Genomic DNA, 10,567 nt, shown 5'->3' with positions numbered 1-10,567 from the left:
GCGATCCCAGATTTCAGCCCGCTGAGCCGCCGAATAGTAGATCCGCCGCCGCTGCTTCATCGCCCACGCTCCATCTCCGAAGAAAAGCTAGCGTGTTGCGTTCACCGGTTGAGCCCACCACCCATCCCGGACCTCCAGCACGTCCACTTTCGCGCGGTGTCGCGGACGCAGGCCCGGCTTCCGCCGGTGCCTCACAGTCCGTGGCGTCCCGTGAAAAAAGGGGCGGCGATCGCTCGCCGCCCCTCCATTTCGATCACCGAGGTTCGGTCGACTACTGGGCCGGACGGACTTCCAGCGGCAGGCCGAGGGCCTCCAGCTGCGGGCGGACCACCGAGGCGTCGCCGACCACGACCCAGACGAACTGGTCGGGCTTGATGACCTGACGCGCCGCGGCGTCCATCTGGGCCGCCGTCAGGGCGCGGGTGCGGCTGGCCAGCGTCGCCTGATAGTCGTCGGGACGGCCGAACAGGGCGTTGGAGCGCAGGGCGCCGAGGATCTGGCCCGAGGTCTCGAAACCGCCGGCCAGCGAGCGGGTGTTGCCGTTGATGGTCCGTTCCAGCTCGGTCGGCTGGACGCCCTCGGTTTCCAGGAAGCGGTCGTACTGGGCGATCAGGGCCGCGACCGAGTCGCCCGTGCGGTTGGCCTGGACCGGGGCGTTGACGATATAGGGGACGCGGTGTTCCAGGGCGTTGACCCCGCCGCGCACGCCATAGGACCAGCCCTTGGTCTCGCGCAGATCCGAGTTGATCCGCGACAGGAAGTCCGAGCCGAGGGTGACGTTCGCCGCGTTCAGGGCCAGCAGATCGTCGGTGCCCGAGACGGGCAGGACGGCGCCGCCGTAGATCAGCGACTGCGGCGACTGCGGACGGTCGATCAGGACGATCCGGTTGGTCGGGGTCGGCACGGCCGCGTCGGCGAAGTCCTTGGTTCCCTTCGCCGTCGCGGGCGCGCGCCAGTCGCCGAAGGCGGCTTCCAGCTGCGTGGTCACCTGCGACAGCGGCAGGTCCGAGACGATGAAGATCGTCGCATTGTCCGGACGCACCCAGGCGTCGTGCTCGGCGACCAGGTCGGCGCGCGTCAGGGCCGTCAGGGTCGACTCGTCGCCCGAACCGGTGAAGGACCGGCCATAGGGGCTGTTCTCGCCATAGATCAGCGGCGGCAGGGCGCGGGCGGCGATGGCGTTCGGGTTGGTCTTCTCGCTGGCCAGGCCCGACAGGCGCGCGGCGCGGATACGCTCGATCTCCGCCGGGGCGAAGGCCGGGTTGCGCACCACGTCCGACAGCAGGGTCAGGGACGGCGCGAGGTTGGCGGTCACGGTCGACAGGTCGGCCGAGGTCCGGTCCATCGAGGCCCCGACATTGACCGAGGCGCCCAGACGTTCCTCTTCCTCTGCCAGCTGGTTGGCGTCGCGGGTCGTGGTGCCCTCGTCCAGCAGGTCCAGCATCATGGCGTGGGCGCCGAGACGGTCGGCGCGGTCAGCAGCGTAGCCGGCATCGAACTCCACGGCCACGCGGGTCACCGGGACGGTGTCGACGTGGGCGTAGACGACCTTGATGCCGTTCGACAGGGCGGTGCGCTCGACGGCGGGGAACTCCAGATCCGGCACCTGGCCGATGGCCGGCATCGGATCGCGGGCGACGCGCTGGATCTCGGCGGCCGGGGCCGGGGCGGCGCCCGACGGGCTGGCGGCGGCCTCGACATAGGCCTCGCGCTCGCCGGGCGAGATGGTCATGTCAAACACCGGCCGGGTCAGCCAGCGCTGCATGGCCGCCGTCACCTGGGCCGGGGTGACCGAGGCATAGGCGGCCAGGTCCTTCTTGTAGTGGTCGGGATCGCCCGCATAGAGCTGGCCCTCGGCCAGGACGTTGGCCTTGCCGTTGACCTGTTCCAGGCTCTGGATCCGGCCCGAGACATACTGGGTGGCGACGCGGGCGACCTCTTCCTCGGTCGGGCCGCGGGCGATGAAGTCGGCCACGATGGCGTCGAGGCGACGGCTCACCTCGGCGGCGTCCACGCCCGGCTTCACATTGACCGAGATGTCGAAGATGCCGACGCGGTGGAAGTCCGACAGCGAGGCCGAGACCTGGACCGCGGTCTGCTCGTCGCGGACCAGCAGGTTGTCGAGGCGCGAGGAGGCCAGCCCCCCCAGAACCGAGGCTGCGACCGACAGGGGCACGGCGTCGTCGCTGAGCAGGCCGGGCACGGCCCAGCTGCGCGTCAGGCGGGTCGTGGCCACCCGGTCATGCATGGTCGCCACGATCGGGGCGGCCAGGGTCGGGACGTCGGCCTCGGCCGGGGTGTTGACCGGGCCGCGCGCGATCGCGCCGAAATAGCGCTCCATCAGCGGCCGCGCCGTGGCCTCGTCGATGTCACCCGACAGGACGACGATGGCGTTGTTCGGGCCATAGTTCTCGCGGAACCAGTTGCGCACCGTCTCGAGGCTGGCGGCGTCCAGGTCGGCCATCGAGCCGATGGTCGAGTGGCGATAGGGGTGGCCTTCGGGGAAGAGGGCTTCCAGCTGGGCGTATTCGAACATGCCGTAGGGCTGGTTGTCGCCCTGGCGCTTCTCGTTCTGGACCACGCCGCGCTGCAGATCGAGCACGTCCTGGCCGACCTCGCCGAGCAGATAGCCCATGCGGTCGCTTTCAAGGAACAGGGCCTGTTCCAGCGCCGGGGTCGGGACGGTCTGGAAATAGTTGGTGCGATCGAACCAGGTCGTGCCGTTCAGGTTCGACGGGCCGAGGTTGCGCATCCGGCCGAGATAGGAGCCCGGCGCATTCTCCGACCCGCCGAACATCAGGTGTTCGAACAGGTGGGCGAAGCCGGTCGATCCGGCCGGCTCGTCCTTGGAGCCGACATTGTACCAGACCGACACCGCCACCACCGGCGCCTTGCGGTCCTCGTGCACGATGACCGTCAGCCCGTTGTCGAGGGTGAACCGCGTCCACGGAATATCGACCTCGGAGACCAGCTGCGACACCGGGGCGGCGGCCAGTTCGGCGGCCCGGGGCGTGGTCGCCGCGACCGGCGCCGCGGAGGTCTGGGCCAGAACCGGCGCAGCGGGGGCGATCACGGCCAGAAGGGCGGCGAGGGAGACGGAGCGAAGACGCATAAAGGTAACAGTCCTATTCCTGAAGCGGCGAACATTAACGTTCGCCTCTGCGTCTGCAATCGCCCGCGCCCGAACATGGACAAAGAGTCACAAACCCGTCTCACAGCACCCGGGTCTGCGCCCGACCATGACCACAGAGTCACAAACCGGTCTCACAGCACCCGGGCCCGCGCCAGAACCGGCCCGCCTCCCTCGATCAGCAGGTCCGTCACCGCCCACACCAGCGCATCCGCCCGGTCAGGACTCGATCCCCCCGCCTCCCCCATCCCCAGCAGCTCCTCCTCCAGCAGGGTCAGCTCGCCGACATGGCCGACCCGCCCCTGTTCATACAGGGCCGCCACCGGCTCGGCCCGCGCCCGCTTGCCGACCCTCGCCTGCACCCGCTTGACGACCTGCGTCACCCCCGCCCCCTTGAGCACGGCCTCGACCATGTCGCCGCCCTGGTTGCCCTCGGCCACCACCCGCACAGGACAGCCCAACGCCGCCTCCCAGTCCTTCGCCGTCCGCGCCACCCGCGCCGCCCACCCCGCCGGCGACAGCCCCCGGACCGAGCGGTCGTCGAGCACCCAGGCCGTCCCCGCCGCCCGCGCGACCACCACGATGCCGCAGGCGTCCCCGCCCTCGCCCGACAATGTCCCGACCGGCGGATCCACCGCCACCACCGTCCGCTCGTACCCCTCCCTCACCCCCCCCAGCATCCAGCTCCGCCCCAGGGCCCGCGCCCGCGCCATCTCCACAGAGGTGAACAGCGCCCCCTCCGCCTCCAGCACCACCCCGTCCAGCTCCTGCGCCGCCCGCCGCGTCCCGCCGTACAGAGCCTGCATCGCCTCCAGAAACCCCTCCGCCAGGTTCTCCGCATTCGCCCCCGTCGGCGCATGGGTCCTGACGGTCCCGTCCTCCGCCAACACGCGCCGCAACACCGCCAACGGCTTCGGCGTGGTGGTGAGAAGAAGGCGCGGCGTCCATTCTTGTTGGCTATCGCTCGCCCCCGGGTCCGATCTCTGATCGGCCCGAGGACAGGCTAAGCGGTCGCTCACTGCTTGAGCCAGGGTCACCTCTCCGTCGCCGGAGGGCGATGGGGTCGACGAACGAGCGCCGGAGGCAATCGGAGGAGGGGATCGACGGCGACAGCCGGCGAGACGGAGGGGGCGAGGCGACCTCTCCGCCCAGGGCGACCCCAGCCGCACCCCCAGCCGCAACATCGCCAACGCCTCCTCCGCCCGCTCCCAGGCACAGAACTCATCCCCCCAGGCGGCATGAAACTGCGGCCCCCTCAGCCGTTCCGGCTCGGCCGCCGACAGCATCACCCCGACCGCCCCGCCCGGAAACACCAGCCGCCGCAGCGAACTCTCCATCCGGGGCGGCGTCCGGTAGGGCAGGCTCATCAGCCCCGACGGCCCCTCGACCATGACCGCGCGCACATCGTGCAGCGTCGCCCCCACCAGGGCGATCCGCCCCCCGGCCCCCAGCCGCGCCGCCACATCCGAAACCCACTCCGCCCCCGCCCGCGTCTTCCCCGCCCCCCGTCCGCCCAGAAACACCCAGGTCCGCCAGTCCCCCTCAGGCACCTTCTGACCCTTGTGCGCGGCCTCCACCCACGCCTCACCCGCGACGATCGTACGCGCCCTCGTCACCTCTCCATCGCCGGAGGGCGATGGGGAGGTGGATCGGCGGCGAGAGCCGACGAGACGGAGGGGTTCTTTCCCCCACGCCCTGCCTTTCACCCTCTCGCCTCCAGCCGCTCCAGCACATAGGCCAGCGCCGCCGCATCCTGCGGCGACGGCCCCGCATACCCCTCCCCGTCCCCTTCCCCCTCCAGCATCCGCGCCAGCTTCAGGAACTCCTGCGCCAGACGCGGGTCGCCCTTCTCCATCGCCGCCACAGCCCCGGCCCGGGCCGCCGCCGCCGCCCGCTCCAGATCAACCGCCTCGGCCTCTGCCTCGCCCGCCTCCCGGATCGCCGCCTTGACCGCCGCCCGCCCCGCCGCCGCCGTGTCCGACGCCGCCCGCACCGCCGCCCGCGTCTCCTCCGCCAGCCGCTCTTCGTCCTCGACCTCGTCCCAGGCCGCGTCGGCCTTCAGGGCGATGTCCTTCTTGCGCCAGCCGCCCGCCTTGGCCCGCGCGCCGATGGTCCGCACTGCCGGCCCGTATTTGACCGACAGCCATTCCGCCGTCGCCCCGGCCGAGAACTCGATCTCGATCCGCTTCCAGACCCGTTCCCCGGCCACGAAATACCCGGTCCGATGTCGCCTCTGACCCTCCGGCCGCGGATCCTCGCTCCGGTGTGAGGTGACCACAGAGCGCCTGAGACGCCCGCTCGTCTGTGCTGTGTTTTCCATCCCCGCATTATCAGGGGCCCGGATATGAAGGCGCACTCGACCGCGTCATTTTCCCGCAAGCCCCTGAAAAGTCGAAGGTCGAGGCGCCGCCGTTGCGCGCACAGCCGCCCGATACCCATCAGATTGGCGGTGTTGGCGGTTCGGGGCCGGGGGAGATTGCCGTCGGCGGATTTGGAGGCGGAGCGGACGGGAGTGGGCATGGGGGGCAAACTCGAACCAAGCGCCACGAGTCATGCCCGGGCAACCTAGGAACGGTGGTCGTGATCAAGGTGGCCGGATCGAACTTTCCATCGCGCGAGCCAGAAGATGAATTCAGGCGCGGGAGCGTGGGTCGTTCTTGCCAAATCCATACGGTCGAACAATGGGGCCGCGACGGCCGAGAACTCGGCAAAGGGCCTAGCGCCGTCAATGTCGGCACACCGAGTGAACCTGTCACGAAGCGCGGTATATTCCGCCGCTCCGCCTTGCGCTGCGGCCTTGATCTCCGAGACCTTCAGTGCCTTTGAAAGCGCCGGCAGGATTGCTGCCCCAAGCCCGAAAACGGCGGCAATAAACTCGTCCTCTCTCACGAGAACTTTCCAACCGGCAAGGGCTGCGAGGATGATTTGGGCGGCGGTGAAAACGACCAAGACGCAGTTCAGGACGTGGACCCAGAGGTAGAGCGCAGCAGCCGAGTACTTGGCATTCTCCGCTTGGTCTCGCAGCGCCAAGGCCAGAGCTGCCGTCGGGTCCGGCGGTGCCGTCATGAGCCGAGGACCCGGCGACCGAAGACCGCGCACCACTGGTCTGCGGCAAGGCCGTCAAAGTTTAGCTGCTCATTGGCGCAGGCTGCCTCCGCCGCTCGCAAGGCTCTCATTGCGGCAGGTCCCCACTGACGACCAAGCCAATACGGTTCGCCCGTCACCGGGAAGCATATCCATGTGTCCGAGCGACTGTGCAGAAACGCGAGGAAGTCACGCACGAGCCAGTCCCACCACGGTTGATGGGCGTGTTCGTAGGTGGCGAGAAACTCGACGGCGAGAATTTCAAACGCAAAGGAGGGGATATCGACACCGCTTGTTCGCTTCCAGAGCTTCATCAGGCGAACCAACGCCCGCGCCCGGCCAGAGGTGGTGCGGTCGGCCCGGTCAAGGCTGGCGACCTCGGCTGCTGGATCGGAGACCCGGTAACGCCCGCCGGTGTTCGTGTCGCAAGTTACCACGCCGCCGCCGACGGCGAGGAACGCGGGCACCACTTCGACCTTGATGGAGAAGAAATCGACCACCACCACCTGACCGTCACCCCGAAGATCGGTGCGCGGGTAGGTGGCCTTCAACGTCTCCTTCATCTCTTGGAGAAGCTGGGACTGCCGGTTGCCCTGGCGCATCGCGAACCGGTCGAAAACCTCCGGCGGCAGGAGGTAGAGGAGGTCAAGGTCGCCCGATGGATGCACTCGGGTATGCTTGCCCCAAGAACCAACAAGCTTGCCCGGAGCCTCGCTCCATCCACGTGGCCAATAGGCCTTGTTCAGTACCGTGACGATCCCGAGCGCCTTCGTCATCCCGTCGTCGATACTGGACTGAGGAACACCGATCCCTTCGAGCAGGCGGGCAAACCGCGCGGCGACGTGCAGCCAGCCCGGAGGGGCAGCCTGTGGAATGCCGTAGGGAAGTCCGAAGGTGTTCCAGGGAACCAGTGCGTTCATGGACCGATGATACCCGCCCGGCCCGAGTCTAGGAAGCTGCGCGCGGAACAAACGGTGAATACGCGTGGATAACCGCCCGCTTAGGCGCGAACGCTCTGGCCGGGTCGATCACGCCGGCTGAGATCACGCCACCTTCAGCGTCTGGATCGCCGCCAGCTCGTCCCGCGCGGCGATGGCCGCCTTCGACAGGTCGTGCTGCGTCTGAAGGTTCATCCAGAACTCCGCCGTGGTCCCGAACACCCGCGCCAGCCTGAGCGCGGTGTCCGAGGTCAGGGCCTGTTCCTCGCGCACCAGACGCTCGATCCGCGTCCGGTCCTTCAACCCCATGGCCTTGGCCAGGGCGCCGGGCGTCAGGCCGTAGTCGGGCAGAAAGTCCTCGCGCAGATGTTCGCCGGGATGGGACAGGGGCTCGGCGAAGGCGGTGTAGTCGTGGGCGCTGTTTGAATCGGGCATGACGTCCTCAGTGATAGTCCACGAACTCGACCTGTTCCGGGCCGTGATCGCCCCAGACGAAGCAGATGCGGAACTGGTCGTTGACGCTGATCGACCACTGTCCCGCACGGTCGTCGCTCAGTCTGTGCAGCCGGTGTCCGGGCGGCACGCGAAGATCTTCGACGGTGATCGCAGCGTCGAGCCGTTCCAGCCGCCGCCGCGTCGCCTTAACCAGATCGGCCGGAAAGCCCTTGGGCGCGCGGCCTTCGAAGACGGACTGCGCCTCGCGGGATTTCCAGCTCTGGATCATAACGGTTTGTAGCGCGTTGCGCTACAACTTCGCCCTTTCGGGCCCAATGCCCATCTGAGCACCTAGAACCACTTGCGTAGCTTGGTCTTTCCTTCGTCCGAAAGCGTCCGGCGAAGGAATGTATCCACGACTTCCGGGTCGGGATTGGCGAGCTGGGCTGGCACGACTTCGGCCCACTGGTCGAAGTCGGCAATATCGCGAGCGGAGTACACCCCGATGCCATGCTTGGCCGCTAGATCGGTAATGCGAGTGTATTCCGGGAAGGTCGAAAACTCTTCGCCATCAGTATGATAGAGCACGTACGAGCGGGTTGCCGCCTCTCTGTGAGCGAGTGCTTCCATCACGCCTTTGATGGATACGTCAGACGCCGGCTTCACTTCAAAGCTGACGAGCTCGAAAATCTTCTGGGGCAGAAATTCGTATTTGCGAGAACCAATCACGATCAGATCCGGTCGCGTCCAGCTACCGCCCGTTTCGCGACGACCCTGCATCGCGGTGATCTCACAGTGGGAGTTATCAAGCTGGCGCCGTTGAGCCCAATGCGTGTCGATGGCCTTCCTGGCAGGTTCGTACAGGTCGAGTTCGCGGGCGTATGCGATCGCCGTCTCGGTCACGGCAGTCGCTACTACTGTCGTGGTCTCGACCACCGCTTGCGGTGCAACTTCTTCAGCTTGGTTCGTCGCTAGAATTACTGTTCCGCCATAACCACGGCCTTTCTCGATTACGGCGTCGTCGAACAGTTCTGAGTGAATCTTCCAGTACCGATCTTCCGGCCAATCAAGCGTGGCGCGAAGCGCTGTGTTGCTTGCTCGCCCTCCTGCCGCCTCAAGCGCCCTGACAAACGAATCGCGAAAGGTTGGTCGCGCCATGAAAGTCCCCCGACGAATCCCTGTGACTATGACTAAAGCGGCATAAGCGACAAAGCAAAACCCCCAGCTGTTTCCAGCCGGGGGTTTCAACCATTGAACGGTCTGGGCTAGGAAACCGGACTTAGAAGTCCATGTCGCCCATGCCGCCCATGCCGCCGCCCATGCCGCCGCCGGCGCCGCCGCCCGAGCTCTTCTTGGGAGCATCGGCCACAGCGGCTTCGGTGGTGATCAGGATCGAGGCCACCGAGGCGGCGTCGGTCAGGGCGGTGCGGACGACCTTGGCCGGGTCGATCACGCCCATGGCGACCAGGTCGCCGTACTCTTCCGTCTGGGCGTTGAAGCCGTAGGTCGGGGAGCTGTTGTCCAGCACCTTGCCCACGACGATCGAGCCTTCGACGCCGGCGTTTTCCACGATCTGGCGGATCGGGGCCTGGATGGCGCGACGGATGATGGCGATGCCGGCGGTCTGGTCGGCGTTGTCGCCTTTCAGACCTTCAAGCGCCTTGGTCGCCTTCAGCAGGGCGATGCCGCCGCCGGGGACGATGCCTTCTTCAACGGCGGCACGCGTGGCGTTCAGGGCGTCGTCGACGCGGTCCTTCTTTTCCTTGACCTCGACCTCGGTCGAGCCGCCGACGCGGATGACCGCGACGCCGCCGGCCAGCTTGGCCAGACGTTCCTGCAGCTTTTCCTTGTCGTAGTCCGAGGAGGTGTCCTCGATCTGCTTCTTGATCTGGCCGATACGGGCCTCGATCTCATCCTTGCCGCCGACGCCGTCCACGATGGTGGTGTCGTCCTTGGTGATGGTGACCTTCTTGGCCTTGCCGAGCATGTCGAGGGTGACGTTCTCGAGCTTGATGCCGAGGTCTTCGGAGATGACCTGGCCGCCGGTCAGGACGGCGATGTCCTCCAGCATGGCCTTGCGGCGGTCGCCGAAGCCCGGAGCCTTGACGGCGGCTACGCGCAGGCCGCCGCGCAGCTTGTTGACGACGAGCGTGGCCAGGGCCTCGCCCTCGATGTCCTCGGCGATGATCAGCAGCGGACGGCCCGACTGGACCACGGCTTCCAGGATCGGGAGCATGGCCTGAAGCGACGACAGCTTCTTCTCGAACAGCAGGATGAGGGGATCCTCGAGCTGGACCTCCATCTTGTCGGCGTTGGTGATGAAGTAGGGGCTCAAGTAACCCCGATCAAACTGCATGCCCTCGACGACGTCGAGTTCAGTCTCCGCAGTCTTCGCTTCTTCGACAGTAATGACTCCTTCATTACCGACTTTCTCCATTGCTTTCGCAATCATCTCGCCGACTTCGGCGTCGCCGTTGGCGGAGATGGTGCCGACCTGGGCAATCTCGGAGTTGTTCTCGACCTTCTTGGCCGAGGCCTTGATGTCGGCGAGGACGGCCGTGACGGCCTTGTCGATGCCGCGCTTCAGGTCCATCGGGTTCATGCCGGCGGCGACGGCCTTGAGGCCTTCCTGCACGATCGATTGCGCCAGGACGGTCGCGGTGGTGGTGCCGTCACCCGCCTTGTCGTTCGTCTTCGAAGCGACTTCGCGGATCATCTGGGCGCCCATGTTCTCGAAGGCGTCTTCCAGCTCGATCTCTTTGGCGACCGAGACGCCGTCCTTGGTCGAGCGCGGGGCGCCGAAGGACTTCTGGATCACGACGTTGCGGCCCTTGGGACCCAGGGTCACCTTGACGGCATTGGCGAGGATGTTGACGCCGCGCAGCATCTTGTCGCGCGCATCGGTGTTGAACTGTACGATCTTGGCAGCCATTGAGGGCAGCTCCTGTTTCTATACGTATGTGATGGAGAAGGTGGACGT

9 protein-coding genes are annotated in these 10,567 nt (G+C 67.1%); all 9 read right to left on the bottom strand.

The window, feature by feature from the left end:
* Nucleotides 1-271: 271 nt before the first annotated feature.
* The 9 genes from Q0044_RS05095 to groL all read right to left on the bottom strand — a co-directional run bounded on the left by Q0044_RS05095 (nt 272) and on the right by groL (nt 10,519).
* Entirely contained in the window at nt 272-3,112 is a 2,841-nt protein-coding gene (locus Q0044_RS05095; RefSeq protein ID WP_298160408.1) for a M16 family metallopeptidase, read from the bottom strand.
* Between the two features lie 152 nt (nt 3,113-3,264).
* On the bottom strand, nt 3,265-4,746 hold the full coding sequence (locus Q0044_RS05090; RefSeq protein WP_298160406.1) for a terminase large subunit domain-containing protein: 1,482 nt from the start codon (nt 4,744-4,746) through the stop codon (nt 3,265-3,267).
* Nucleotides 4,747-4,832: 86 nt separating this feature from the next.
* Nucleotides 4,833-5,339, bottom strand: a complete 507-nt coding sequence (locus Q0044_RS05085; protein WP_298160405.1) for a hypothetical protein — start codon at nt 5,337-5,339, stop codon at nt 4,833-4,835.
* A 356-nt stretch (nt 5,340-5,695) separates the two neighbouring features.
* Nucleotides 5,696-6,196, bottom strand: coding sequence for a hypothetical protein (locus Q0044_RS05080; protein WP_298160403.1), 501 nt, complete (start codon nt 6,194-6,196; stop codon nt 5,696-5,698).
* On the bottom strand, nt 6,193-7,134 hold the full coding sequence (locus tag Q0044_RS05075; RefSeq protein ID WP_298160401.1) for an SMODS domain-containing nucleotidyltransferase: 942 nt from the start codon (nt 7,132-7,134) through the stop codon (nt 6,193-6,195). Before Q0044_RS05075 ends, Q0044_RS05080 begins: the two co-directional genes overlap by 4 nt.
* Before the next feature lie 123 nt (nt 7,135-7,257).
* A complete protein-coding gene (locus Q0044_RS05070; RefSeq protein ID WP_298160399.1) occupies nt 7,258-7,587 on the bottom strand; it encodes a HigA family addiction module antitoxin in 330 nt (109 codons plus the stop codon).
* A 7-nt stretch (nt 7,588-7,594) separates the two neighbouring features.
* Entirely contained in the window at nt 7,595-7,876 is a 282-nt protein-coding gene (locus tag Q0044_RS05065) for a type II toxin-antitoxin system RelE/ParE family toxin (protein WP_298160398.1), read from the bottom strand.
* 62 nt (nt 7,877-7,938) lie between these two features.
* On the bottom strand, nt 7,939-8,745 hold the full coding sequence (locus Q0044_RS05060) for a hypothetical protein (RefSeq protein ID WP_298160396.1): 807 nt from the start codon (nt 8,743-8,745) through the stop codon (nt 7,939-7,941).
* A gap of 121 nt (nt 8,746-8,866) precedes the next feature.
* Nucleotides 8,867-10,519, bottom strand: a complete 1,653-nt coding sequence (gene groL, locus Q0044_RS05055; protein ID WP_298160395.1) for a chaperonin GroEL — start codon at nt 10,517-10,519, stop codon at nt 8,867-8,869.
* Nucleotides 10,520-10,567: the final 48 nt, after the last annotated feature.

The organism is Brevundimonas sp., from assembly GCF_027484365.1.
GTDB lineage: Bacteria > Pseudomonadota > Alphaproteobacteria > Caulobacterales > Caulobacteraceae > Brevundimonas.
This window is presented reverse-complemented; position numbering and strand designations above follow the sequence as displayed.

Coding starts and splice junctions, on each gene's coding strand:
- Q0044_RS05060 (WP_298160396.1), bottom strand. CDS start 8,745: ATGGCGCGACCAACCTTTCGCGATTCGTTTGTCAGGGCGCTTGAGGCG.
- Q0044_RS05075 (WP_298160401.1), bottom strand. CDS start 7,134: ATGAACGCACTGGTTCCCTGGAACACCTTCGGACTTCCCTACGGCATT.
- Q0044_RS05065 (WP_298160398.1), bottom strand. CDS start 7,876: ATGATCCAGAGCTGGAAATCCCGCGAGGCGCAGTCCGTCTTCGAAGGC.
- Q0044_RS05070 (WP_298160399.1), bottom strand. CDS start 7,587: ATGCCCGATTCAAACAGCGCCCACGACTACACCGCCTTCGCCGAGCCC.
- Q0044_RS05080 (WP_298160403.1), bottom strand. CDS start 6,196: ATGACGGCACCGCCGGACCCGACGGCAGCTCTGGCCTTGGCGCTGCGA.
- groL (WP_298160395.1), bottom strand. CDS start 10,519: ATGGCTGCCAAGATCGTACAGTTCAACACCGATGCGCGCGACAAGATG.
- Q0044_RS05095 (WP_298160408.1), bottom strand. CDS start 3,112: ATGCGTCTTCGCTCCGTCTCCCTCGCCGCCCTTCTGGCCGTGATCGCC.